This window comes from Cohnella sp. CFH 77786, from assembly GCF_019400745.1.
Taxonomy (GTDB): domain Bacteria; phylum Bacillota; class Bacilli; order Paenibacillales; family Paenibacillaceae; genus Cohnella.
The window spans coordinates 141,150-167,144 of record NZ_WJIB01000012.1; the positions used below are offsets into that span (position 1 = coordinate 141,150).

Below are 25,995 nucleotides of genomic sequence, written 5' to 3' on the forward strand. Positions count from 1 at the left end.
TACCCTACCCAGACATCCCCTCGAACGCCGCGATCTTCTCCTTGACCGGCTCGGGAAGGGGAGTGCTCCGCCCGCTGCTCCTGTCGATGAACACCATGGCTCCCCGCCCGGCCGCTTTGAGCTGACCCGTTATGGAGTCCGCCAGCGCGTACTCCAAGTCGTACGACGACCGCCCCAGCTTGGCCACCCGCACATGAAGCCTTAGCGGATCCTTCTTGTACACTTGCGCCAGATATTGGCACTCCAGATCGGCGACGACGGCCCCGTATTCGTCGTTGAAAAGCTGCTCCGCCACGCCCAGATGCTCCAAGTACTCGACGCGTCCTTGCTCGAAATAAATAAAATAGCTGACGTTGTTTACATGCCCGAACATGTCGGTCTCGAAATAGCGGGGCTTGATCGGGATCGAAAACCGGAATTTGCCCAGCCACCCTTCGGGATCCGGCTGCACGTACGCGATCGGCCTCAAAGCCCAAGCTCCTCTCTACGTGATGTTTTTGCCGTAAAAAATCTCATCCATCTCCTTCTTCAAGCTTTCCGTGATTTCCTTCTCCTCGCCCGGATCCAATTTATCCTTCGTGTAGCCGAAGAGATAGTTGTTGAGGTCGAATTTGCGCAGCTTGCATTTGGTGTGGAAAATGTTCTCCTGATAGACGTTCACGTCGATCATATCGTACATGTCGATGATTTCGTCCGGTATGTAGTTCTGGATCGAACTGATTTCATGGTCGATATACAGCTTGTGCCCGTCCGCGTCGCGCGTGAACCCGCGAACCCGGTAGTCGATCGTCATGATGTCCGTGTCGAACGAATGGATGAGATAGTTCAGCGCTTTCAGCGGTGAAATTTCCCCGCACGTGGACACGTCGATGTCGGCGCGGAACGTGCTGATTCCCCCGTTCGGATGGTATTCCGGGTATGTATGGACCGTAATGTGGCTCTTGTCGAGCTGAATGACGACGGACTCGGGAAGAGGGCCCGGCGACTCGTCGTAATGCTCCGTCGGCACTTCCACGATCGGGCCTTCCGACACCAGCATCGTGACGCTCGCCCCCTGCGGGACGTAATCCTGCTGGGCAATATGGAGCGTGTGGGCGCCGATGATGTCCGCTACGTCCTTCAGGATGTTCTTGAGCCGGTCGGAATTGTACTGCTCGTCGATGTACGCCAGGTAAGCGTCGCGCTCTTCCGCTGTCTTGGTATAACAAATGTCGTACATGTTGAAGCTCAAGGTTTTCGTCAGGTTGTTGAATCCGTGCAAGGTGATGACTTGCTCGGGCGTCAGCTTCATGAGGTGCAGCGCTCCTTTCGGTTAAACCGACAGGTATTATTCCCAATTTCACTGGAAATAAATAGACGCCCCGGAAGGGCGCCCAAGGCGACGATCCAATCAAACAAGGATCAGAGGTTTCGGGAGCTTCTGCTTTCTCCGCGTATGGGAGGTACCCGCGGATTCCCGCGATCGATGCCAATCCTTCCGCCTGTTGACGCCGGCGATGCGCGATTTCCGGCGTCCTCCGCATCGTCCTCCGCAACCGCATCCACAGCTCATCTAGTTTGCCTCCTTTTAACCTGGATCGATAAAATGCCTTCTTCCATGGTATGGCGGATTGCCGGGTTGGATTGGGCCAGCGTGCGGAACAAATCGCCCGGTCACTTCTGCCATACGACTTCCCAATTCCGGTTTACCTCGGCCGCGATGACTTTCTTCTCCAAGATGTAGTTCGCGAGCAGCTCCGCCACGTCGACGTTGATTTCGCGCACGACCGGTTTGCCTTTGAACATGGGATAGTCCCCTCCGCCTCCCGCACGGTAATGGTTCATCACCACGTCGAACTCCCTTGCGGGATCGAGCGCTTCCTCCTCGCCGGCAACCTGCAGGCGGACGACCCGTGAACCTGCGGGACGGGAGATATCGAGCGTGTACCCGATCCCTTCCCACATGTCGTAATTGTAGTGCTGCGGCTTCGGCTCCATGAAGGCCGGGCTGACCTCGATCGGGCCGTCCCCGCCCCGGTAATCCGCGAAATACGCGGCGGACCGCTCCAGCGCGTCGCGGATATCCTGACCGGTGACCCGGATCACCTTAAGCGTGTTCGGATAGATGTAATTCGACACGACATCGCGCATCGTGATGACCGGTCCGAAGCCCGGCGCGAAGTTGTCGAACAGCGCGGTGTTGGAAATGGCCACGCCCGCGACGTCCATCTGGACCCGATTGATGAATTCGGTGAACGGATGGTCCCGCAGGCGCACCTCCATCGGATTCGCTACCTTCATGTCTCCTTCCACCCGGCCGATCGGCTGATCGAGCCACAGTTGGGTCGAGCGCTCGTACCGTTCCGCCAGAAGCATAATCGCGGCATCGGACTCCACCTCGTCTACCGGGAGCAGTTCCGCCCGTTTTTCCCTGACCGTCCACCGGTCTTCGTCCCGCTGCAGGACCAACGTGACTTTGCCTAACCTCACGCCTTGCGTGCCGGGCTGGATGACCGCGACTCCGTTCACCTCGCCCGTCAGCATCCGATGCTGGTGCCCCGTCAGAAGCACGTCAATCTCCGGCACCCGCATGCATAGCTCGTACCCCTGGTTTTCTCCGGTTAACGTTTCCGTCGGCTCGCCCGTCTTCAAGTCCCTCTCGAAGCCCCCGTGATACGACACGATGACGAGGTCCGCCCGCTCCTCCTCTTTCAGCCGTTTGACCCACGCGTCCGCCGCTTCCACGGCGTCCAGGAATTCCATCCCTTCGATATGGTGCGGGTTTTCCCAATTCGGAATATAAGGCGTCGTAAGCCCGAGCAGCGCGGCCCGGACGCCGCCGGGAAACTCGAGGATCCGGTAGGGCTTGCCGAAGAACGGCTCCCCCGTTTCCCGATTCACGATATTGGCGGTCAGCCACGGAAATTCGGATTCGTGCACGGCCCGGTTCAACAGGTCGAGACCGTAATTGAATTCGTGATTTCCGATGACGGCCGCGTCGTAGCGGAGCTCGTTCAGGATGCGGATCATCGGGTTCATGGCCGACGAATCGACACGGGCGTAATGATAGGTAAGCGGCGTTCCTTGGATCAAATCGCCGTTGTCGACCAGGATCGAATGGGGATGCCGCTTGCGCTCCCGCCGGATCACGGCCGCCAATTTCGCGAAGCCGTGCGGCATCTCCCGGTTGTCGGAATAATGGATCGGAAACACGTGACCGTGAACGTCGCTCGTTTGCAGGATGGCGATTTCCAGGGTTTCGGTTGGTTGGTTCATCGGCAGACTCCTTTCTTTTTCCTAAAACTTCGGTAAATTTACACAAATCCCGCGCCCATTTTACATTGGTTCAGTATAGTGGGATCGCAAGTACCTATACAAACAAAAGTGGAGGAAACCGAAAATGTTCAAGAAGTTCGCAGTACTGGGTTTTGCATTGGTCATGGTGGTCGCGATTCTGTCCGCATGCGGCAAAAACAACAACGAAAGCGGCAGCTCCCCGAGCCCGGCTACGGAAAGCTCCTCTTCCCCGTCGGAATCCGCTTCGCCTTCGGAATCGGCATCCCCGTCCGAGTCCGCATCCCCTTCAGAAGCCGCCGACCAAGGCTACGTTCCGACGGAGCTGAAGGTTCAATTCGTGCCTTCGCAGAACGCCGACACGCTCGAAGCGAAAGCGAAGCCGCTGGAGAAGCTGCTGTCGGACAAGCTGGGCATCCCGGTTACGGTCAGCGTATCGACGGACTACAACACGATCATCGAAGCGATGGCGTCCAAGCAAGTCGACGTCGGCTTCCTGCCTCCGACCGCTTACGTGCTGGCGAAGGACAAAGGCGCTGCCGAAGTCATCCTGCAAGCGCAGCGCAACGGAGTGAAGGAGCCGGAAGGAACGGCTACCGACGAGCTCGTCGATTCCTATAACGCGCTGATCATCGTACGTTCCGACTCCGACATCAAGACTCTCAAAGATCTCAAAGGCAAGAAAATCGCCTGGCAGAACGTCACGTCTTCCGCCGGTTACGTATGGCCGGCCGTCGAAATGAAGAAGGAAGGCATCGATCCGGAGAAAGACGTGACCGGCGTAACGGTCAAAGGCCATGACCAAGCCGTACTGGCCGTCCTGAACAAAGACGTTGACGCAGCCGCTATCTTCGGAGATGCTCGGAACATCGTGCTGAAGGACAAGCCCGACGTATTCCAGCAAACGCGCATCATCCACACGACGGCTCCGATTCCGAACGACACGATCTCCGTCCGCTCCGACATGAGCAAAGAATGGATCGAGAAATTGCAGAACGCGTTTATCGAAATCGGCCAAGATCCGGAAGGCCAGAAAATCATTTTCGAAATTTACTCGCACAAGGGTTACGTAAAATCCGACGACAGCAAGTTCCAAATCGTTCGCGAGTACGGCAAGGAAGTCGGGCAATAATCTCGTAATTCTTAAGTTATGATGGGGAAGGAGACCCGGCGACGGGTCTCCTTCTCTATGTTATACGAGCTTCTTGCGGAGATATCCCGATATCGCGTCGATGATCGTGACCGTGACGATGATTCCCAGCAGGATGATGCCTACCCGGTCCCAATTCCTCGTCGACAGCGCGAAAATAAGCGGCGTCCCGATGCCGCCGGCCCCGATCGCCCCCAGAATGGCGGCGGAACGGACGTTGATCTCGAAACGGTACAGCGTGTAGGAGAGGAACTCGGGCAAGATTTGCGGGATAACGGCGAACCGGATCGTTTGGATCCGATTCGCGCCGGTCGCCGTCAGGGCCTCCATCGCGCCGGTCTCCATATTCTCGATCGATTCGGAATAGAGCTTGCTCAGCATGCCGACGGAATGCAAGCCGAGCGCGAGCACCCCGGCGAAAGCGCCCGGGCCGACGGCTACGATGAACAGGAGGGCCATGACGATTTCCGGGAAGGTTCTCAGAAAGCTAAGCGCGGCCTTGCCGGGCCAGGAATACCATTTGCGCTTGAATTGGTTGCTTGCGGCCAGGAAGGCGAGCGGAACGCCGATGACCGCGGACACGAACGTGCCGAGCGCGGCGATCGCGAGCGTATCAAGCAGCCCGCGCAGCAAATCTTCCCCGTCCGGCAAATACACGAAATCCCAATCCGGATGGAACAATCCCGAGACGATGTTACCCGTCACTTCCCCGGCCGTTTCTTTGAAGGAGGCAGCCGGCAGCCCGTAGAACGCCCAGACATATACCGCGGCCACGACGGCAAGGGCGAGCCAGGTTCTGCTTCTTGTCCGGTTCATAGCCATTTCTCCCTCACTTTCACGGTAATGAAGTCGATGATAAGAACGACGGCAAGCGTGAACAGGATGATGGACGACGTTTTGTCGTATTTCAGCAGGCCCAGCGTCCGTTCATAAAACAGTCCGATTCCTCCCGCGCCCACGAGCCCGAGGACGGCGGCCGCCCGAACGTTTACCTCGAAGGTATAGAGAAAGTACGAAACGAAAGGGCCCGTCACTTGCGGCACGACCCCGAAATGGATCCACTGCAGCTTGTTCGCCCCGACCGCGGTCATCGCTTCGAGCGGCCCCGGGTCGATCGCCTCGACCGACTCGTACGTCAATTTGGCGATCAGCCCGAAGGAGAACAGCGTGAGCGCGAAAATGCCGGCCCACGGCCCGATGCCGAAGATGGCCACGAATACCGCCGCCAATAGCAGATCCGGAACCGTTCGGACCAAGTTCAGGATGAACCGTGCCGGATAATAGAGGAACGGGGAGCGGGCGACATTGCGGGCCGATAGCAGCGCGATCGGGATCGCCAGCGCCGCCCCGAACGTCGTGCCGGCTACCGCCATCCGGATCGTCTCCCACATGGCGTCCGTGATTTTGCTGAAGTAGCTCCAGTCCGGCGGCACCATCTCTCCGAGAAGCCTTCCGATATTGGGCAGCCCGTCTGCCAGTTTGAGAAAATCGGCTCCGGTCTTCACGCCGCTGGACCAGAGCAGAAGCACGATCAGGGCGAACGTGAGGTAGCTTTTGATGCGGCTTGGCGGTTTGGGGATCGGTGGCAGCGTAGATGTTTTCATGCGTGAATCCTCGCATTCATGGGCGTGTCCCGCGTTTCGGATTCGGCTGCACTTCCGTAAATGCCGGCGAACGCCTCGTCGGTCGCGGTCTCCGCCGGCCCGTCGAACACGACCGACCCGACCCGCATGCCGATGATCCGGGTCGCATATTCCCGAGCCAGCTCGACATCATGAAGGTTGACGACCATCGTGATGCCCGATTCCCGGTTGATCCGCCGCAAATCGTCCATGACCTGGCGCGTCGTCAGCGGATCCAGCGAGGCGACGGGCTCGTCGGCGAGGATGATTTTCGCTTCCTGGGCCAAGGCGCGGGCGATGGACACGCGCTGCTGCTGTCCGCCCGACAGCTGGTCGGCGCGGACGTAGGCTTTCTCCCCGAGATTGACGCGCCTCAGCGCTTGATGGGCCAGCTCGACATCCTCCTTGGGGAACAGGCCGAGCAAGGTCCTCATCGTAGAGTGGTAGCCTACTCTTCCGGAGAGCACGTTGCGGAGCACGGAAGACCGTTTGACGAGATTGAAATTTTGGAAAATCATTCCGATATCCCGGCGGATCCGCCTGAGCTTCTCGCCGGACGCCGCGGTGATCGACTTGCCGTCCACCAGGATTTCGCCTTCCGTAATTTCGTGCAGCCGGTTGATCGACCGCAGCAGCGTCGATTTGCCGGCGCCCGACAAGCCGACGATCACGACGAATTCGCCGGGGGCGATCGTCAGATTGACGCGGTTTAACCCTCTGGTCCCGTTTGCGTACGTTTTCGAAACGTTGTTGAACTTGATCATGGCCCTCCAACTTTCCTTGGATTTAAGCGCGGGAGCATTTCCCGAACTCTACCAGTATCCGCGATGAAGGAGAAGGGCGTTTTGCGGTTATGTAAATTTCGTGTTAAAACGAGTCGAAAATACAATTTTTTTATCGCGATCGTGCGGATTGGGCGTGCTTGTCGGGTAGACAATCGTCAGCTTCCAACGCTATCCCCTTCGCTCAGTTTTGCTGCTCGTATTCCCGCTGTCGCCGCCATCCCCTTCGCTCAGTTTTGCTGCTCGTATTCCCGCTGTAGCCGCTATCCCCTTCGCTCAGTTTTGCTGCTCGTATTCCCGCTGTAGCCGCCATCCCCTTCACTCAGTTTTGTTGCTCGTATCCCCGCTATCCCCTTCACTCAGTTTTGCTGCTCGTATTCCCGCTGTAGCCGCCATCCCCTTCACTCAGTTTTGTTGCTCGTATCCCCGCTATCCCCTTCACTCAGTTTTGCTGCTCGTATTCCCGCTGTAGCCGCTATCCCATTCGCTCAGTTTTGCTGCTCGTATTCCCGCTGTCGCCGCCATCCCCTTCACTCAGTTTTGTTGCTCGTATCCCCGCTATCCCCTTCACTCCGTTTTGCTGCTCGTATTCCCGCTGTAGCCGCTATCCCATTCGCTCAGTTTTGTTGCTCGTATCCCCGCTATTGCCGCTATCCCCTTCCCTCAGTCGCCGAGACTCCGCTCTCGACATTATCCCTTTCGCTCAGATTCCTCACACTTCCCTTTTCGCCGCTATCCCCTTTGCTCAGATACCGGTCATCCTGAGCTAAAGGGATAGCGGTCAAAGTACGGGTCAAATGAAGCAGACCGCTTGCATATTGAATAGACAAGTAGCGCAGAACGGGCAAAATAGCAGACCGCGGGCGCTAACTCGGAGGTGTGATGAGATTACACGGCAGAACGTGGAATTTAGTGCACCTCGGACGTTATTTCGGCGATGTGGCGGCAGAACGTGCAAAATAGTGCACCTCGTACGCTATTTCGGCGGTGGGACGGCAGAACGTGCGATTTAGTGCACCTCGGACGCTATTTCGGCGGTGTGGCAGCAGAACGTGGAATTTAGTGCACCTCGGACGCTATTTCGGCGGTGTGGCAGCAGAACGTGCGAATTAGTGCATCTCGTACGTTATTTCGGCGATATGGCGGCAGAACGTGCGAATTAGTGCATCTCGTACATTATTTCGGCGATATGGCGGCAGAACGTGCGAATTAGTGCATCTCGTACGTTATTTCGGCGATATGGCGGCAGAACTTGCGAATTAGTGCACCTCGGACGCTATTTCGGCGATGCGGCGGCAGAACGTGCGAATTAGTGCACCTCGGACGCTATTTCGGCGATGCGGCGGCAGAACGTGCGAATTAGTGCACCTCTGACGCTATTTCGGCGATGCGGCGGCAGAACGTGCAAAATAGTGCACCTCGGACGTTATTTCGTCGATATGGCGGCAGAACGTGGAAAATAGTACACCTAGTACGCTATTTCGGCGGTGTGCTGAGGGAGCGACGGGTACCATCCCCTCTTAACGAGAAGAACCGCCAGGGAACGCGAAGTTCCCTGGCGGTGAGTCTGAAAGGACCTTCAGCCTAGCACTTCCGACAAAACGGGGATCGAATCCTGCGCGCCGGGTCGGGTGACGGAGATCGCGGCCGCGCGTTGGGCGATGTCGACGGCTTCGTCCATCGTCTTGCCCGACACGATCATCGCGGCCAGTGTGCCGGAAAAGGTGTCTCCGGCCGCCGTCGAGTCCACCGCGATGACGCGGAGGCCTTCCTTGTAAATGTTCTCGGTGCCGTTATAGTATACGACGCCTTTGTCTCCGAGCGTGATGAGCGGGAACCGGATGCCTTTGGCCTTCAGCAGGTTCAAGGCCATCATCGCGTCCTCTACCCCGCGAACCTGGATGCCCGTATACATGCCGACTTCCAATTCGTTCGGCGAGAAATAGTCGATCCCGACCAGCATCGATTCGTCCAGCGGCACGGCCGGCGCCGGATTCAGGAAGACCGGAACCTTGCCCTTGGCCAGTTCGATCGCCCGATAAACGGCCGCGAGCGGGATTTCCAGCTGCAGCATGACGGCGGAAGCGGACAGGATTTCGTCCTGGTGCCGGTCGATATAAGCGGGGGTGACCGTCTTGTTCGCGCCGCCTTCGAGAATGATGCGGTTGTTCCCGGCGCAGACCGTAATGGCCGCCACTCCGGTATTCACGCCCGGTTCCGTCTCGAGACAGCCGGTCTGCACTCCATAGCGCGCCAGGTTCTCCGAAATCGATTGCCCGAAGACGTCGTCTCCAACTTTCCCCAACAGCCACGTAGGAGCGCCCATCTTCGCGCAGGCGACGGCCTGATTGGCCCCCTTGCCTCCCGCCGACAGGAAGAACCCGGTTCCGTTCAACGTCTCCCCGGCTTCCGGCATCCGGACCGTCTTCATGACCATATCCATGTTCGCGCTGCCGATCACGATAATCTTCATTTTCCCAGCCTGCCTCCTATCGATCCGCTGGATAGACCAGCCCCAACTGCCTCCGAGCCTCGTCTACGATTTCGAGCGTCAGGAGAGAGTTGGCATGCGAATTGATTGCCGATTCCGTCTGCCCCGATCGGACAAGCCCGATAAACTCGCGAATCTCGTACGCCATCGCGTGGATGCTCTGGGGCAACGTGAGATCTTCCTCCCTGCCGTCCCGGTAGCGGATTTCCACCTGCTGCGGCTGGCTGATCCGGTGAATCAGCATGCTGCCCGCCTCCCCTTGGATTTCCGAAGGGAGCGCGGAATCGGCGATTTTGGAGTACATGATCACCGCGTCCATATCCGGATACTGCAGCAGCAAGCTGCCTTCGCCGTCGACGCCGGAATCGAGCATCACGCCGGTCGCTTGGATCCGGTGCGGCTTTCCGAACAGCACGGCCAGCGGATACACGCCGTATACGCCCAAATCCATGAGAGCGCCGTTCGAGAAAACGGGATTAAACGCATTCGGAAGCTCGCCGCGCTTGTACGCATCGTAACGCGAAGAGTATTGGCAGTAGTTGGCCACATAACGGCGCACCTTCCCCAGCTTGGGCAAGTTCTCCCGGATCGCGCGGAAATTCGGAAGCAGCGTCGATTTCATCGCTTCCATGAGCACGACGCCGTTGCGCGCCGCTGCTTCCGCCATCGCCCGAAATTCCTTCGCGCTGGAAGCGGCCGGCTTCTCGCATAGTACGTGCTTGCCGCGGTTCATGCAGAGAATCGCCTGCTCCGCATGAAGCGAATTCGGGCTGGCGATATACACGGCATCGATCGTATCGCTCGCCGCCATCGCGGCAAGATCCGTGAACGTATGCGCGGCTCCGTGCTTCGACGCGAATGCCCGGGCCTTCTCCTCCGTGCGCGAATACACCGCCGCCAGCTCGAACCCCTCGACCTCGCGCGCCGCCTCGAGGAACTGATCTACAATCCAATTGGTACCGATGATTCCGAAACGCATGCTTCTGCTCCTTCGCGTTACACGCCCGTTCTTTTTTTCTGGTTGTTCGGCTTCTTCTTGATCTGGCTCTTCATTCGCTTCGTCTCCGTGCTGAAATGGTCCTGCCGTGCCTTGGCGGGGGACGACGCTTGCTTCTTCTGCTCCAGCTTGCGCTTCATGGCCTCGGCCAGGCTGATTTTCTTCGGCGGTTGGCCGGATTCCGACATGGGATCGATCACCTCGTTGGATTCGCTTTTGTTCCATTATGGCTTACTTTTCGGCTTCCATCCAGCAGCCTCGCCGTTCCGGAGCCTCGGCATCGTTCTCGCCCGGCGATTCTTCCAGATTCGACATACGAACTGACGTTCCATATGTTATAATCCTTATAGGTACATAAAACGGCTGGCAAGGGCGGTCGGCTAATCTCCCGGAAGGGAGGTGATGCCTGTGGAGGTTAAAGACGCTTTGACGCTTATGATCGGCTCCGGCACGTTGCTCGTCGCGCTGCTGTCGCTGGTCGTGACCATCGTCACGGCGATTAACCAAAACAAAAAGAAATAGACCGCCCCCACCAAGGAATCGGTCTATTTCCTACCCGATTTAGCAGCCGACCGCCTTTGAAGCGGTTTATGTGCCTGGGGGGCCGGTTGCCGCCGGCCCCTCTTTTAATTCGATTATAACGCGGCCCCCCCATACCTGCAACTATCGTCCTGCGATACGCCCGTTTGTTCCGCCGGAGCCTTGGCGGGAGCCGGCACCGGAATGGAAGGCCGCGCGCTTTGCTATGATGAGAAGAATAGACGAACGATTAGGAGCCTGAACATGAGGCTGCAGTTTTCCTTGAAGACCATCCGGTCGTTGTGCGGCCAGGTTTCCTATGCCAAAGGCGAAACCCTCTGCCGCGCAGGCAAAGTGGAAATCACCCGCTACGACGCTGCGGCGGGCATTTGCGAAGCTATCGTCAAAGGACGGAACGGCAATCTTCTCGTTTCGATTGCCGCCGATCCGCAGGAGGAGATCGATGCCCGCTGCTCCTGCCCTACTCTCGGCTCCTATGACCGCTGCTGCCAGCACATCGCCGCCGTCCTCCTGAGTCTGCGGGATATTCCCGCGGATGGAGCCGCGACCGTTCAGGCCTCGGCTCCTCCCGGTGATTTCAGCTTGACCGAGAGTGTCCTCGGCTTGTTCGCGAGCCCGCCGAAGTCTCCGGCCAGCACGCGCATCGTGCAGGATGCCCGGCCGCTTCTGGACGTGGAATTCACCTGCAGGCCGGTCCCTTACGGTTACCGCAAGCTGATGTTGGGCATCGAGATGAAGGCGGGACCTAAACGGTTGTACGTCGTGCAGAAAATTCGCGAATTCCTGGACCGGGTCGACCGGCGGGAGCCTTATGCGTTCTCCGGCCATTTCGCCTACGAGCCGAGCCTCCACGGCTTCCGCCCGGAAGACGGCGCCGTCCTCCGGCAGCTCACCCGGGTTTTGCGCCACGAGAAAATGTACCGGGACGCCTCGAATCCGTTTGCCACGGACACGCAACGGATCAGCGGCGACCGGATGCTGCTCGTTCCGCCCGTGTTCTGGGACAACCTGCTCCCCCTGCTCGCGGCAGCGCCATCCGCGCGAATGGAACAAGACGACTACGTATCCGAAGGGATCCGGATCGTAAGCGAACCGCTGCCGCTCCGCTTTCGGCTCCAATTCTCCGCCTCCGGTACCTATGAACTCGCAATCGACGGTTTGGACCGGATCGCCGTCATGGAATCTTACGGGATGGTCTTGCATGAAGCGCGAATCGTCAAGGTGAGGGACGATCTCTCGCATCGGCTGGCGGAGTTCAAACGGATGCTGGAAACCTCCGGCAAGACCCGCCTTCCGGTCTCTCCCGCCCAAATCGGGGACTTCATGGAGAAGGTGGTCCCGGTTCTCATGAAGCTGGGAAGCGTCCGCATCGACGAAGCGGTCGCGGACCGGGTGACGCGGATCCCGCTGAAGGCCAAGCTGTACTTGGACCGCGTGAAGGACCGGCTGCTGGCCGGGCTGGAATTCCACTACGGAGAAATCGTGATCAATCCGCTGGAGACGGAAACCCGCAGGGGCGGCGACCGCATTCTCATGCGGGACGGGGAACGGGAAACGCGGATTCTGGAGCTGATGGAGCAGATTCCTTTCGCGAAAACGGAGAGCGGATACTTCCTGGCGGAAGAAGAAGCGGAATACGACTTCTTGTACCACGTCGTCCCGCAGCTGCAGAAGCTGGCGGACATCTACGCGACGTCCGCGGTCAAAACCAGGCTGTTCGCCGGCCATGCTCCTCCGCGGATCATCGTCGATTCGGACGAACGAACGGATTGGCTCTATTGCCGCTTCGAGCTGGAAGGATTTCCGCCCAATGAAATCCGGCGCCTCGTGCAAGCCGTGGAAGAGAAGCGCAGGTTCTACAAAATGCCGAGCGGGGCCTTGATGCCGCTGGAAGGCGCGGAGCTTCAGGACATTATCCGATTCTTCCGCGAGGTGGGCATCCGAAGCGAGAACGTGACCGGAGCGGAAATCAAGGTCCCTCTGGCCCGCGCCCTCCATCTGATGGATGCCGATGAGAGGCGGGCCGGCATTCGGCTGGGCAAGTCGTTCCGCAGGCTGCTCGAGGACATGAGAAACCCGGACAGCCTCGATTTCCCCGTGCCGGACAGCCTGGCGCCCGTGCTGCGGGACTACCAGAGGGTCGGCTATCAGTGGCTCAAAACGCTGACCCATTACCGTTTCGGAGGTATCCTCGCGGATGACATGGGACTGGGCAAAACCGTCCAAAGCATCGCCTTTCTGGTTTCCGTGCTGCCGGAAATCCGGGCGGAAGGGCTGCCGGCGCTGATCGTCGCTCCGTCCTCCCTGTTGTACAACTGGCGCAACGAACTGGAGAAGTTCGCCCCGGACGTCCGTGCGGTCGTCGCGGACGGCGGCAAGACGGAACGGAACCGGCTTCTGCGCTCGGAGCGGGCGGACGTGGTCATCACCTCGTACCCGCTGCTCCTCAAGGATCTCGAGCGGTTTGCCGGAATGGCGTTCCACACCGTGATTCTGGACGAGGCCCAAGCTTTCAAGAACCCGACGACGCAGACGGCGCAAGCCGTGAAGCAAATCGGGGCCCGTCACCGGTTCGCCTTGACCGGAACGCCGATCGAGAACCGCCTCGAAGAGCTGTGGTCCCTCTATGACGTCGTATGCCCCGGACTGTTCCCGGACCGCAAGGAGTTCGGCGAAATGTCCCGGGAAGCCGTGGCCAGGCGGATTCGCCCGTTCCTTCTGCGCCGGCTCAAGACCGACGTGCTGACGGAGCTGCCGGAGAAAATCGAGTCCGTGCAAGCTTCCGAGCTTCTGCCCGAGCAGAAGAAGTTATACCTCGCATACCTGGCCAAGCTGCAGAAAGATACGCTTAAGCACCTGGCCAAGGAAGGGCTCCACAAGAGCCGGATCAAAATTTTGGCCGGTCTGACCCGCCTCCGCCAGCTGTGCTGCCACCCGGCTCTGTTCATTCAAGATTACGCCGGCCGGTCGGCCAAATTCGAGCAGCTCCTGGAGATTCTGGAGGAATGCCGCGGCTCCGGCAAACGGGTGCTGGTGTTCTCCCAATTTACGGAGATGTTGAATCTGATCCGGCGGGAGATGGCCGGCCAAGGCGTGCCATTCTTCTACCTGGACGGACAAACGCCGTCCGCGGAGCGGGTGGAGCTGTGCAGCCGGTTCAACGAGGGCGAGCGGGAGCTCTTCCTCATCTCCCTCAAGGCGGGAGGAACCGGGCTCAACCTGACCGGAGCGGACACGGTCATCCTCTACGACCTGTGGTGGAACCCGGCCGTAGAGCAGCAAGCCGCGGATCGCGCCCACCGCTTCGGGCAGAAGAACGTCGTGCAGGTCATCCGGCTCGTGACGCACGGCACCGTGGAAGAGAAGATGTACGCGCTCCAGCAGCGTAAGAAGGATCTGATCGAGGAAGTGATCCAGCCGGGCCAGGAATCCCTGTCCACCCTGACGGAGCAAGAGATCCGGGAGCTCCTCCTGATCGAATGAGCATGAAGGAAGAGAGGCTTCGAGATTCGAAACATCCGAAGCGTCTCTTTTTTTGGGCTACTAACGTCTCCTTCTGTTTGATGGTATAATTATCCATAATCCAAAGCAATGGGAGGCGTTCATGACAATGGAATCGGGTAATCAAGGAACAATATCGGTAGAAACGACAGTCCATGCACCCGCCCGAAAAGTGTGGGAATATTGGACCGAACCGCAGCATATCACGAAATGGAGTTTTGCATCCGATGACTGGCATGCTCCCCATGCCGAAAATGATTTAAGGGCGGGAGGAAAATTTCTTACAAGGCTGGAAGCGAAGGATGGAAGCTTTGGATTCGATTTCGGCGGGGTTTATGATGAAATTCGAACCAACGAATTCATTTCTTACACGCTCGGAGATGGAAGAAAAGTCACGGTCACCTTTTTGAGTCAAGAGAACAGCACGAAGGTCATTGAGGTGTTTGAAGCGGAAGGAACCCATTCCATTGAGCAACAACAAGCGGGCTGGCAGGCGTTTCTAGACAACTTCAAAAAATATTGCGAAAACGCGAATTAAGATTCACAAAAAAAACCTTCTCCCCGGAAGGTTTTTTTGTCGAGCAAGGATCTCACCCGTTCTGATACAATTTTCTTATTCAGGAATTGGCGATGTCAATACCGAACGGAAAGGGACAATGAGCCTATTGCTGCTTTGCATTTTTGGGGCTGCGATTTTACTTCACCTGTTGTTAATCGTTCCCACTCAGTGGCTGAAGGTCGAGCGAATTCAGCATCCTTGCGGTTTAGGGATCCGAGTTCTTCAGATCAGCGACCTTCATGTGGAGAGACTCAGGGTCGGATATGGCAGACTGCAACGATTGATCCTGGAAGAACAGCCGGACTATATTGTGCTGACCGGTGATTTCACGATGAAATCCCGTTATTTGTCCAAGGTGAGACGATATGCGGAAGCGATATGCTCGCTTGGAATCCCCGTATTCGCCGTATTAGGCAATCATGATTACAGATTGCCTCCGGCTGACTTAGACCGCCTTGTCCGGATACTTAGGAGCGCAGGCGTAAAAGTCCTGATCAATGAATCCGTAGAGACAGCCGGCATCCAATGGATCGGCATTGACGATTTTACGAGCAAGAAGAGCAATGTGGACGAGGCGTTCCATCAAGTGAATCCCGATAAAGCAAGCTTGGTTTTGACCCATACGCCGGAATTGGTACTCCATATGAATCGCAAGTATACCTACTTCATGGCCGGGCATCTGCACGGCAAACAGTTCAACATCCCCTTTTTCTTTCGCATCAAAAACAAGGGAAAGTTGGCAGCCGGCGGCGTTTACAAAGGATTGCATCTTGGACAAAACGGGCCGTTCTACATCTCGGCAGGCATTGGACAGGCAGGTCTGAATGCTCGTTTTCTTATACGCAGCGAAGTGACCCTTCATCATCTGTGATTTTCTTTGTTATGAGGGCCGCGTTGACACGCTAAAAATGGGTATGGTATAAGAAAATTAGCTTTAGCACTCTTGCGCGAAGAGTGCTAATTGCCGGACGAGATTACCATTTCGAAAGGGGAATCGCCGCGTGGCCAAGAAAGCGTTCAAAGCCGAATCCAAACGCCTGCTCGACCTGATGATCCACTCCATCTATACGCAGAAGGAAATTTTCCTGCGGGAGCTCATTTCCAACGCCAGCGACGCCATCGACAAAATTTACTACAAAGCGCTGACCGACGACAGCCTGGTATTCGATAAAGACAACTATTACATCAAGCTTGCGGCCGACAAGGAGAAGCGCCTGCTGACCATCACGGACACCGGTATCGGGATGACGCAAGAGGATCTCGAGAACAACCTCGGCGTCATCGCCAGAAGCGGCTCCTTCGCCTTCAAGCAAGAGAACGAATTGAAAGAGGATCATTCGATCATCGGCCAGTTCGGCGTCGGTTTCTATTCGTCCTTTATGGTCGCCGATGTCGTCACGGTCGTCAGCAAAGCGCTCGGCAGCGACCAGGCTTACAAGTGGGAGTCCTCCGGAGCGGACGGGTATACGATCGAGCCGTGCGACAAGGAGACCGTCGGAACCGAGATCACTCTGAAAATCAAAGAGAACACCGAAGACGAGCACTATGACGAGTATCTTGAGCCTTACCGCCTGAAGTCCATCATCAAGAAGTACTCCGATTTCATCCGGTATCCGATCAAGATGGCGCAAGACGGCGAAGAGCAGACCGTCAACAGCATGGTGCCGATCTGGCGCAAGAACAAAAACGAGCTGACGGCGGAAGACTACGAGAACTTCTACGCGGAGAAGCGCTACGGCTTCGACAAGCCGCTGAAGCACCTTCACATCCAGGCGGACGGAGCCTCGGTTTACCGCGCCATTCTGTACATCCCCGAGAAACCGCCGTTCGATTACTACACGAAGGAATACGAGAAAGGTCTTGAGCTCTATTCCAACGGCGTTCTGATCATGAACAAGTGCGCGGACCTGCTCCCCGACTATTTCGGCTTCGTCAAAGGAATGGTCGACTCCGAGGATCTGTCGCTGAATATTTCCCGGGAGATGCTGCAGCATGACCGGCAGCTGAAGCTGATCGCCAAGAACATCACGGGCAAAATCAAAAGCCAATTGCAGAGCATGCTCAAGGACGAGCGGGAGGCCTACGAGAAGTTCTATCAATCCTTCGGCCGCCAGCTCAAGTTCGGGGTGTACAGCGATTTCGGCATGAACAAGGAAACGCTCCAGGATCTGCTGATGTTCTACTCCTCCAAGGAGAAGAAGCCGGTCACGCTGGACGAATACGTCTCGAGAATGCCGGAGGATCAGAAATACATTTACTACGCTTCCGGCGAGTCGATCGACCGGATCGAGAAGCTGCCGAAAACCGAGCTGGTGCTGGACAAAGGATACGAAGTGCTGTTCCTGACCGAGGACATCGACGAATTCGCCCTCAAGGTGCTCATGTCCTACAAGGACAAATCGTTCAAGTCCGTATCGGACGGAGATCTCGGCATCGAGGCGGATGCGGGGGAAAGCAAGACGGAGCAGGAGGAGGGCGGCCGCAAAGAGCTGTTCGACTACATGAAGACGTACCTGTCGGATAAGGTCAAGGACGTTCGGGCGTCGAAACGCCTGAAATCCCATCCGGTCTGCCTTACGACGGAGGGCGAAGTCTCGATCGAGATGGAGAAAATTCTGCAGGCGATGCCGAACAGCCAGGACGTGAAAGCCGACAAGGTGCTCGAAATCAACGTGAACCACCCGGTATTCCAATCGCTCCAGGACGCTCACGAGAAAGACAAGGAGAAGCTGGCGCTGTATACCAACCTGCTGTACCATCAGGCGCTGCTGATCGAGGGATTGCCGATCCAGGATCCCGTCGCGTTCACGAACGACATTTGCAAAGTGATGGTGTAAAGCGGATCAAAACAAGAATAGGAATTACCCCTCAACCTTTTCCAGAACTTGGAAAAGGTTTTTCATTTCAATCCGGATGCAAGGAAACCGCTCGGTCACGAGCGTATCGAAGGATCCGCAGGTTCGTTCGAGGCGGTACTTCCCGTTCTCCAGTCCGAATTGATCCACCGTCCGGTGACGGGCATCGACAATCCAATATTCCTTGACGCCGAACCGCTGATAAAGCTCCTTTTTGGGGACCTTATCGTGCTCGCCCGTGCTGGGGGACAAGATCTCGACGAGCAGGTCGGGCACGCCCTCTATTCCGGTTTTCATGATCTGCGAGTTTTCGTTCGAGATATAAATCAGATCCGGCTCATCCCTCTGGTCGGACAAAGCCGTCACCGCATTACGAATGTTTGTTCTTATTCTACGGCAAACTTGAAGTTGAATCAACTTCAAGTTATCCACTGGAACGCCGACAGCACGAGTCCTACGATGAATCCGCAGATCGCCCCGTTCACGCGGATCCACTGAAGGTCTTTGCCGACCTTCTCTTCCAGCATGCGGACCAAGGAAGCGTCGTCCATTTGCTCCACGTTCTCTTTGACCAGTTGGCCAATCCGGTAATGGTTCGCTTGGGCCCAATCGATGACGGCCGCGAGCACCCGGTTCTGGACCGCTTCCACCCGTTGCGGATGGCGGCTTAAACTGCGCACCGCCGTTCGATACACGGCGAATACGGCTCGTCCGCCGCTTGCCCGCTCCCGTTCCAACCGATCGATCAGCCCCCTGCGGATTTCCTCCAGCCGCGCCAGCAGGAACGTTCCGCCCTCCGGGCCGGCCGCGAAATCGGCAAGTCCCTGCTTCCATCGGTTCAACCGTTCGTCATCGCCCGCGAATTCGAACAGCCTCACGCGGATTTCCTGAATGAGCCGCTGCCGGTTCTCATTATCCGAATCCAGCAAGCCGTTCCCGGCCGAGATCAGCATGTTCTGCAGCAGGGTTCCCAGCTTGTCCTCGCTCGCGAAGCCGGCGAACGCCTGGATCGCGAATCCCATAAAGCCGGAGGCTTTGACCTCGGACAGCTTCTCGAGAGCGAGCCTGCCGAGTACGTCCCTCGTCCCCGGCTGCCCTACCCATTTTAATGCCTCCGAAATCGCGTAATCGAACGCCTTCTCCTCGTATCCCGACTGAATGAGCTTCGTGACGACGGTTTCCGCCGCGGCTTTGGGATCCGTTTGCCGAACGTAGCCGGCAATGCCCGCTTGCAGCGCCGGCAGCGATCGTTCAATCGGAAACTCGCGCAGCATGCCGATGGCGGCGTCCAGCATCTCCGTCCTCACGGACCGTTTGCGTAAATTCCTCGTGAGGAACGAAGCCGCGTTGCTCAGAAGGGGAACGTTCCGCAGCTTGTTTTCGATGCTCCGCTTGTTCAGCAATTCGTTCTCCATGGCGGAAACGAGCGATTGGACGATTCGGTCCTTGTTTCGAAGCAGCAGTGACGTATGGGGAATCGGAATGCCGAACGGATGGCGGAACAACGCCGTCACGGCGAACCAATCGGCCACTCCCCCGACGAGACCGGCTTCGAATCCGCCTCTGAGCAGCTGAACGAATACGCTATCGGGCAGAAACAACGTAACGGTAAAACCGCAAGCCATGAGCGCAAGCGACGCCCCGGCCAAATATCTGGATTTCATGAGAACCTCCCTGAGCCTGTGCCACATTATCTCCCTCCATGATAATGAACGTTGGGGGGAAGAACAACTTTTCCCAAAGCCGAGACTAGACCCTTCTTGTTTGGGTAGCGGCGTCAAGCCGGTGCCGGGACTGGATTAGCGCAAATGTACCGCTAAACTGCACCCAACCGTAGTTTATAAGCCATTGGAAAGGAAAAATCACCATTAATCCCCTTCAACCCGGATTTTCGATTCGGAGACCACTTTGGGTGGGAACTTTTTCCTCCATTTACCCTCCCGGGGTAGCCTCGGAACAAATGACTCCATCCGCTTGCGAAGCGCTCTTCTCTGGAGCATAACCAGGCGCTTATTCAAGAAAACTGGGGTGCCGGCCCGACGGCGTACATCAACCTTTCCCCGAAAAACAACCCCTTGCGGCTGAACCGAAGGGATACCTTGCGGTTCGGCCGAAGGGGCGCTTTCATGCGTTTACGTTCGATTACTTGCTGGGGATGCGTATTTTCTGGCCGACGAAGATCAAATCCGGGTTGGACAGCCGGTTGTATTCGGCGAGTTCCTTCCAAGTGACGCCGTAGCGGAGGGCGATCTTCGACAGCCAGTCGCCCGCCTTCACGGTGTAGACGATGTCTGAGCCGGCACGATCGCCGCCGGAGTGACCGCCTGAACCGGTGCCGCCGTTGCCGCCGGCGTTGCCCCCGGCTCCGCTGCCGTCGCCGTTGCCGCCTTCGCTGCCTCTACCGCCGCCGGAAGAAGCGGGCACGGGCGGCTTGCCCAGATCCAAGGCGTACTTCGCGAAGCCCGACGCTTCGTCGCTCTTCCATTGCACCGAGGCGATGCTCTCGGCGAAGCCCTTCGCGTTCGGAGACGTCTCGAACGTGACGTTCGCGCCGCCCGGAATCGGAGCGAAGCTCCAGTTGCCGTCGGCGGAAGGATTGATCGTCTTCTGCGTCATGATGTAATCGATGATAACCTGTCGCGTTTCATCCGGCGAGTCGATGACGATGTTGCTGCCGTCCAGACCCGGGAAATTGCCGCCGCCGCCGGCCCGGTAATTGTTGGTCGCAACGAGGAACTTCATGTCTTTCGTCACCGGTTTGCCCTCGAAGGTCAAGTCCACGATCCGGTGCGCGGAAGGGTTCTTCAGCTTGCCGTCCTTGTCATATCGGGACGGCTGGGTTACGTCAATATGGTACGAGACGCCGTCGATCACGTCGAAATTATAGGTAGGAAAGCTCTCGTCGACGAGCGGCTGTTCGCCTGAACCGTTCGGATCGATCTGGTTGAACTGTCCTGCCGAGCGCTCCAGCCATTCCCGCACCTGATCGCCGTTCAGCAGAACCGCTTTCAGCGTATTCGGGTACACATACAGGTCGGCGACGTTTTTGATCGCGATCGTGCCGGCCGGGATATTGGTGTAATAGGCCGGCCCGCTCCTTCCTCCGGCTTTGAACGGCGCGCCGGCAGACAGAACCGGGATACCGTCCAGCTCCGTTCCCTGGATATGCTTCTCCACGTACCACTTCTGCGCATTGGTTACGATCTGGATGGACGGATCGTCCTGGATCAGCGCGAAATAGCTGTTGATCGGCGCGCTGGTCTTCCCAACGGGACCGCGAATGTAATCCAAGGTGTGCTCATGGTCCTCTTTCACCGCTTCGACGATCTCCGGATCGGAATCCACGAGCGGAACCGTCTTGCCGTCTTTCTTCTCGGAAATCGGACGTGCCTGGCTTTGCGAATCGACCAGCGTCCACTTGCCGTCCTTCTTCTCCAGCGTCATGTCGATCACGCCGAGGTTGTTGCCCCAATAACCCGGCTCTACCGCCGGAACGCCGTTGATCGTGCCTTTGGCGACATCGATTCCGTTCTCGCTTTTGAAAGCCGGCCCCGGGAATACGACGTGGGAATGGCCGAACAGGATGGCATTGATATCTTTCACCTTGCTGAGCAGCCATGCCGCATTTTCTTCGTTGCCTTCATGGACGGTTCCGCCCATCCCCGAATGAGGCACGGCGATGACGATATCGGCTCCTTTGCTCTTCATTTCGGGAACGAACTTCTCGGCCGTGGCGACGATGTCCTTCGCGATCACTTTGCCTTGCAGATTGGAGCGGTCCCACTGCATGATCTGCGGAGGGACGAAGCCGATGACGCCGACCTTCAGCTTGACGTCTTCTCCCGCTTCGTTCTTGAAGGTTTTGTCCAAAATGACGTACGGCGTGAAATAGTTTTTGTCGTTATCCGGGTTGTCGTCATGGTCGTCCACGTACACGTTGGCGTTCACGTACGGGAAGTCCGCGCCCTTCAGGCTGCGCTGCAGGAAATCGAGGCCGTAATTGAACTCATGGTTGCCGATATTGCCCGCATCGTAGTCGAGCAGGTCCATCGCTTTATAAACCGGATGAACGGCGTCCGGATCCTTCAATTGGTCGATCTTGGCGATATAGTCGCCCATCGGGTTGCCTTGCAGCAGGTCGCCGTTGTCGAACAGCAGGCTGTTCTTGACCTCGTCGCGGGCATTGCGGATCAGGGTAGCCGTGCGGACGAGCCCGAATTCGTCGGTCGGGGCGTCCTTAAAATAATCGTAGTTCATGATTTCGACGTGGATGTCGGTCGTTTCCATCAGGCGCAGCTTCAGCCGGTTCTTGGCGCTCTCCGGAATCGCGTCCGTCGCGGCGATGCGGCCGTCCGTCTTCGGAGCGATCGTGCCCTTCTTCTGGATCGTCTCGATGATCAGCGCGTTCAGCAGCGGTCCGGCGTTCGCGTCAAGCAGCACCTTCGCGCCCTTGAACATCGTATAGCCGTCGCCGCCGGTCGCCACGAAGTCCAGCGAGGCCATCGTATACTTGGCTTTCATGTCCAGCGGCTTGCCGCCGATGCGGACATCGACCACGCGCGAGCCCGGCGACAGCTTCGGATTGTACGTATACGTCATGCCGCTGACTTGCGGGAAGCGGCCGGCGCCGCTCTCGATTTGACTCACGCCGTTCTCCAGCGCCTGCCGGATCATCTCGCCCGTCACTTCCAGCTTGATCACGTAGTTGGTGAACGGAAGCGCGTCGATGATATCCTTCTTCGTCAGGTTGCCGACAGGGAAAATCCGTTCCGCCCGGATGCCGCCGCCGTTGACGAGCGCGATGTCGGCTCCCGCATATTCGCGGATCGTATCCGCCACGAAATCGCCGATCGCGGTCTCGCCCTTGCGCTGGGAGGCCTTCATTACGTCGAGCTCGGTCTCCGTCTTGCCGATGACGACGCCCAGATCCGACGAGAGTTTGGACGTATAGTCGTCCATGACCGCTTTGACGTCCGCGCTGGGCGTGAACCCTTCCTTCGCGACTTCGTCGGCGATCTTGTAACGATGGAAGTTGTAATCCGTCACTTTGCCGTTCTCGACTTGCAAATTGATTTGGCCCATGAACTCGAATTCGTCCCCGATGAACCAGAGGAGCGAATTTCCGATTTTCTCGGGCGTCTCGTATGCGAACGCCGCATGGTCGCCGACGATTACGTCGATGCCGCTCACCTGCTCGGCGACTTTGCGGGCATCCGGGCTCGAGAGGTGGGAAGATACGACGATGAGGTCCGCCCCGGCCGCTTTCATTTCGGGAACGACTTTCTTCATGGCGTCCACCGCGGGCAGAACCGTGACGTTATCGCCCATCGAGGTCAGCTCGGGAGCGTCTTCGGTCACCAATCCGGTGAGGCCGACCTTGACGCCGTTCACCTCATGGATGATGAACTTCTTGGCCCCTTGTTCCTTGGCGAAAACGTCGTTCGTGCGCTTGTCCACCACGTTGGCGCTCACCCAAGGGAACCGGCTCAGCTTGACGTTCTCCGCCAGCTGGTCCGGGCCCATGTCGAAATCATGGTTGCCGAACGTGTCCACCGTCACCTTGGCCGCGCCCAAAGCGTCGACCATGTGTTTGCCTTTGAATACGTTGGACATGACGGAGGTAGCAAGGTCGTCACCGTTGGCGATATAGATGGAGTTCGGGAATTGAGAACGAATCCGGTCGGCCACGCCGAAATAATTCGCGATGTTCTCGGCTGCCTTGGGATCGCCGAAGTTTCCGTGGAAATGGGTGTCGTGAATCAAAGTCAACGTCGTTTCCTTCAGCGGATGCTTCGACATTTCGTAGTTCGGCCCCACCGGGTTCACTTGCGCGGGAACGGTTTCCCCCACCTCATGCGCAAACGTCCTCGCCGGCCCCCATACTCCGGTCGGGAGCGACAGCAGCGCGGCAACCGCAACGGCGATCAGCGATTTTCTCTTCACGGTCTCCTTCTCCTCCTCATTTAGAAACAAGCGACACCACCCGACAGGATTCGATACATTCTTTTGATTTTTTTCCATAGTCAGGAAGTGTATGGGTTAGAAATTCGATACGGGACCGGAAAAAACCTTCTGCGCAACGGGCGGGCAGAGATCGATTTTTTGCACGAAAGAAAGCAAATCTGGCGCGAAAACGACGAAAAGGCATTCCCGAAGCGGTTCACCGCTTACAGGAATGCCCTGTTGCCGTTCTTTCCAATCCTCAATGCTCTCTTTCATTTGCGCGAAGGACTTGCAAAAGCAGCAACGACTCCCATCGCGATATCCTGCACGGCGCGAGGATTTTTCGGGAGTCCCGCCAGGGCTTAGACGGACAACGAAACTTGATATCCCGGCTGGTTTTTCGGATGGTTCTGATTCATGAAGACGGAGCGGTCGTTCTTCAGCGCGATGACCTCGAAGAACGGGGCAAACCGCTGTTCGGAGATCCCGAAGCCGTTCAGAAACTTGGCGAAGAGCTCCTGCTCTTGGCGTTCGGGCTGGCCGTCGGCGAGCGAAGAGTCGACCAGGTTAACGAGGATGCACATCTTCTGCGCGTCCGTCAGGACCGGCACCGCTTCCTGCAGGAATTTGTCGATCGAGTTGGAGCGTACGTACTTCAGCGCACGGTCCAGCAGCTGCCGGTTATTCGCCCCGACTCCGATGACGCCATTGCTCTCTTCCCCGCCCAGGACGGCGAGCAGCTGACCCACTTCTTCGTGATCCATTTCGCCGTCGGATTGCATCATATACAGCAGCGACGTTGCGAAAGCGAAGTGCGGCGTCATGCCTTCCGTGCTCTTGTCCCCTTTGAACATATCAAACAGACCCATGCTTGAACCCTCCATCCAAATGATAGCGGCCGGTGACCCGGTAGCGCGCACTTTTCTATACGGGATAGAGAGGACAAGGTTTCCAAAAAATATACAAAATCCGAGTTGTGAATCCCCATTTCAACCGTTACCATATAAGGAAATGCGGATGGAAAGAGGATGCCCCGTTGCGGAAGGAAGCCGAAATGCTGCACACGATCCGCGGGTTCGCGGAGAACGACGACCGGATCCGCGCGGTGATGATGAACGGTTCGCGGGCGAACCCGCATGCGCCGAAGGATTTGTTCCAAGATTACGATATCGTTTATTTCGTTTCGTCCGTTCAGGATTTCGTCGATGACGCGAGCTGGATCTCCTCATTCGGCGACATCCTGATCATGCAAACTCCCGACCGGATGGACCGTCCGGATGCCGCGCGGTTTGACAGGTTCGCCTATCTCATGCTGTTCGCGGACGGAAACCGGATCGACCTGACGTTCTATCCGGCGGACCGGGTTGCGTATTGGGCGCATGACAGCGAGACGGTCATCTTGCTCGACAAGGACGGGTTGTTCGGAGACGTGCCTCCGCCCAGCAACCGCGATTATTGGCCGGTCAAGCCCAACGCCGAACAATTCGGCAACTGCTGCAACGAGTTTTGGTGGGTCAGCACCTACGTGGCGAAAGGGCTATGGCGCCGGCAATTGCCGTACGCCATGCGGATGTACGAGGGGCCGGTGCGGGACATGCTCATGCGCATGTTGACTTGGTACATCGGCGTACGCACCGACTTCGCCGCGGAGTCCGGCAAGGAAGGCAAATATTTCGAGCATTACCTCGAGCCTGCAAAATGGGAAGCTTTCGTTCAGACATTCGCAAATGGGGATTACGAGTCGATATGGCGGGCGCTGTTCGAGATGGGGACACTGTTCCGGAAGACCGCTCAGTCGGTAGCCGACCGGTTCGGATTCTCGTATCCGGAAGGCGACGACCGCCGGGTTTCGGACTATCTCCGCAAAGTGTATCGCTTACCGCCGAACGCGGATGATTTGGACGAACCGGCTCAAGTAAACGGCTCGAAGTTTTAGAGCCTTCGGGAGAGGAACAAGGATTCTATACCTTGGAGTACGAAGAGGATTCGAGTCGATCACATGAAACGTAACCGTCTATTGTGGTGGAATTAAGGCATTTTGTTCCATAACTCCGCTGCTCTGCCGCTATTTTGGTAGAATTAAGGCACTTTGTTCCTTAACTCTGCCGCTCTCCCGCTATTTTGGTGGAATTAAGGCATTTTGTTCCTTAACTCTAGTTGAGTCCGTATACTTGTGTAAAAAGCTATGGTGAGAAATAGGAGAGCCATAGTCAAAATCCTCGGTTAGAATGAGGTTGTCGAGACAACATTCTAGGGGAGGATTTGCTATGGCTCAATATCAG

Annotated in this window: 20 protein-coding genes; 7 read left to right on the top strand and 13 right to left on the bottom strand. The window is 57.3% G+C overall.

The annotated features are described in order from the left end of the window. Positions 1 to 4: 4 nt before the first annotated feature. The 3 genes from GE107_RS18505 to GE107_RS18515 form a co-directional block, all read right to left on the bottom strand. The gene (locus GE107_RS18505; RefSeq protein ID WP_219641476.1) at positions 5 to 469 is read right to left on the bottom strand and encodes an acyl-CoA thioesterase; all 465 of its coding nucleotides are present in this window, start codon (positions 467 to 469) and stop codon (positions 5 to 7) included. A gap of 15 nt (positions 470 to 484) precedes the next feature. After that, positions 485 to 1,291 carry an adenosylmethionine decarboxylase gene (gene speD, locus GE107_RS18510; protein WP_219641477.1) on the bottom strand — a complete coding sequence of 269 codons (807 nt, stop codon included), beginning with the start codon at positions 1,289 to 1,291 and terminating at the stop codon, positions 485 to 487. 362 nt (positions 1,292 to 1,653) lie between these two features. Next, entirely contained in the window at positions 1,654 to 3,255 is a 1,602-nt protein-coding gene (locus GE107_RS18515; RefSeq protein ID WP_219641478.1) for a bifunctional metallophosphatase/5'-nucleotidase, read from the bottom strand. A gap of 124 nt (positions 3,256 to 3,379) precedes the next feature. Between GE107_RS18515 and GE107_RS18520 the strand changes: the two genes are divergently transcribed. Continuing rightward, on the top strand, positions 3,380 to 4,405 hold the full coding sequence (locus GE107_RS18520; RefSeq protein ID WP_255570616.1) for a phosphate/phosphite/phosphonate ABC transporter substrate-binding protein: 1,026 nt from the start codon (positions 3,380 to 3,382) through the stop codon (positions 4,403 to 4,405). Positions 4,406 to 4,465: 60 nt separating this feature from the next. Here the strand turns inward: GE107_RS18520 and phnE (GE107_RS18525) are convergent, their stop codons facing one another. The 6 genes from phnE (GE107_RS18525) to GE107_RS18550 all read right to left on the bottom strand — a co-directional run bounded on the left by phnE (GE107_RS18525) (position 4,466) and on the right by GE107_RS18550 (position 10,503). Next, positions 4,466 to 5,239: a phosphonate ABC transporter, permease protein PhnE gene (gene phnE / locus GE107_RS18525; RefSeq protein ID WP_219641479.1), complete on the bottom strand. Its 774-nt coding sequence runs from the start codon at positions 5,237 to 5,239 to the stop codon at positions 4,466 to 4,468. Continuing rightward, complete coding sequence (phnE, locus tag GE107_RS18530; RefSeq protein WP_219641480.1) at positions 5,236 to 6,027, bottom strand: phosphonate ABC transporter, permease protein PhnE; 792 nt, start codon at positions 6,025 to 6,027, stop codon at positions 5,236 to 5,238. The genes phnE (GE107_RS18525) and phnE (GE107_RS18530) overlap by 4 nt, the downstream gene beginning before the upstream one ends. Continuing rightward, a complete protein-coding gene (phnC, locus tag GE107_RS18535) occupies positions 6,024 to 6,809 on the bottom strand; it encodes a phosphonate ABC transporter ATP-binding protein (protein ID WP_219641481.1) in 786 nt (261 codons plus the stop codon). Before phnC ends, phnE (GE107_RS18530) begins: the two co-directional genes overlap by 4 nt. A 1,597-nt stretch (positions 6,810 to 8,406) precedes the next feature. Continuing rightward, complete coding sequence (rbsK, locus tag GE107_RS18540; protein WP_219641482.1) at positions 8,407 to 9,300, bottom strand: ribokinase; 894 nt, start codon at positions 9,298 to 9,300, stop codon at positions 8,407 to 8,409. 16 nt (positions 9,301 to 9,316) lie between these two features. Beyond that, complete coding sequence (locus GE107_RS18545; protein ID WP_219641483.1) at positions 9,317 to 10,297, bottom strand: Gfo/Idh/MocA family protein; 981 nt, start codon at positions 10,295 to 10,297, stop codon at positions 9,317 to 9,319. Between the two features lie 17 nt (positions 10,298 to 10,314). Next, the gene (locus GE107_RS18550) at positions 10,315 to 10,503 is read right to left on the bottom strand and encodes a hypothetical protein (RefSeq protein WP_219641484.1); all 189 of its coding nucleotides are present in this window, start codon (positions 10,501 to 10,503) and stop codon (positions 10,315 to 10,317) included. Positions 10,504 to 10,723: 220 nt separating this feature from the next. Here GE107_RS18550 and GE107_RS18555 point away from each other — a divergent pair, with 220 nt between their 5' ends. The 5 genes from GE107_RS18555 (at position 10,724) to htpG (ending at position 17,752) form a co-directional block, all read left to right on the top strand. Beyond that, on the top strand, positions 10,724 to 10,837 hold the full coding sequence (locus GE107_RS18555; protein ID WP_219641485.1) for a putative holin-like toxin: 114 nt from the start codon (positions 10,724 to 10,726) through the stop codon (positions 10,835 to 10,837). 261 nt (positions 10,838 to 11,098) lie between these two features. Then, positions 11,099 to 14,338, top strand: coding sequence for a DEAD/DEAH box helicase (locus GE107_RS18560; RefSeq protein WP_219641486.1), 3,240 nt, complete (start codon positions 11,099 to 11,101; stop codon positions 14,336 to 14,338). Positions 14,339 to 14,465: 127 nt separating this feature from the next. Continuing rightward, entirely contained in the window at positions 14,466 to 14,894 is a 429-nt protein-coding gene (locus GE107_RS18565; RefSeq protein ID WP_219641509.1) for an SRPBCC family protein, read from the top strand. Between the two features lie 118 nt (positions 14,895 to 15,012). After that, positions 15,013 to 15,786 (top strand): metallophosphoesterase, encoded by a 774-nt coding sequence (locus GE107_RS18570; RefSeq protein WP_219641487.1) that lies wholly within the window; start codon positions 15,013 to 15,015, stop codon positions 15,784 to 15,786. A gap of 130 nt (positions 15,787 to 15,916) precedes the next feature. Then, entirely contained in the window at positions 15,917 to 17,752 is a 1,836-nt protein-coding gene (gene htpG, locus GE107_RS18575; protein ID WP_219641488.1) for a molecular chaperone HtpG, read from the top strand. A 24-nt stretch (positions 17,753 to 17,776) separates the two neighbouring features. On the opposite strand, the gene GE107_RS18580 is transcribed toward htpG, so the two are convergent. From GE107_RS18580 to GE107_RS18595, 4 genes are all read right to left on the bottom strand, one after another. Next, a complete protein-coding gene (locus GE107_RS18580; RefSeq protein ID WP_219641489.1) occupies positions 17,777 to 18,127 on the bottom strand; it encodes a Uma2 family endonuclease in 351 nt (116 codons plus the stop codon). A gap of 62 nt (positions 18,128 to 18,189) precedes the next feature. After that, positions 18,190 to 19,434 carry a DUF445 domain-containing protein gene (locus tag GE107_RS18585; RefSeq protein ID WP_219641490.1) on the bottom strand — a complete coding sequence of 415 codons (1,245 nt, stop codon included), beginning with the start codon at positions 19,432 to 19,434 and terminating at the stop codon, positions 18,190 to 18,192. Positions 19,435 to 19,912: 478 nt separating this feature from the next. Next, entirely contained in the window at positions 19,913 to 23,713 is a 3,801-nt protein-coding gene (locus GE107_RS27435; protein WP_219641491.1) for a bifunctional 2',3'-cyclic-nucleotide 2'-phosphodiesterase/3'-nucleotidase, read from the bottom strand. A 362-nt stretch (positions 23,714 to 24,075) separates the two neighbouring features. Continuing rightward, positions 24,076 to 24,582, bottom strand: coding sequence for a tellurite resistance TerB family protein (locus GE107_RS18595; protein ID WP_219641492.1), 507 nt, complete (start codon positions 24,580 to 24,582; stop codon positions 24,076 to 24,078). A gap of 167 nt (positions 24,583 to 24,749) precedes the next feature. Between GE107_RS18595 and GE107_RS18600 the strand changes: the two genes are divergently transcribed. Then, the gene (locus GE107_RS18600) at positions 24,750 to 25,649 is read left to right on the top strand and encodes an aminoglycoside 6-adenylyltransferase (protein WP_219641493.1); all 900 of its coding nucleotides are present in this window, start codon (positions 24,750 to 24,752) and stop codon (positions 25,647 to 25,649) included. Positions 25,650 to 25,995: the final 346 nt, after the last annotated feature.